Source organism: Cohnella sp. GbtcB17, assembly GCF_019091135.1.
Taxonomy (GTDB): Bacteria; Bacillota; Bacilli; order Paenibacillales; family Paenibacillaceae; genus Cohnella.
The window spans coordinates 1-253 of record NZ_JAGXJW010000346.1 but is presented as its reverse complement, the minus strand read 5'-3'; the positions used below and the strand labels follow the sequence as shown (position 1 = coordinate 253).

Here is a 253-nt window from a genome sequence, read left to right as displayed (position 1 = left end):
AGTTGAACAGCAGACCGCTGTTCAAACGTGAGAGGATATGAGAGCGTCGCCTCGTAATTGTCAATAAGCGCCTCAACCTCCTCCCTGCCCATCAGCCCCGCGCCATCATCTGCGAGGCGAGCGGCAATTGCACGAGCAGTTGTCATTTCCATCACCAAGGGGCCAGTCGGATGAAGCAGTCCTGTCGGGCCGATAATGAAGCTCGCTTGCTCGAATCCTTCATCAATAGCATCAGACGCCAGCGACCTCCATC

Annotated in this window: 1 protein-coding gene; it reads right to left on the bottom strand. The window is 55.7% G+C overall.

What is annotated here, in order from left to right:
• On the bottom strand, positions 1–253 hold a 253-nt coding region (locus KVT38_RS33905; protein ID WP_217598104.1), incomplete at both ends, for a hypothetical protein.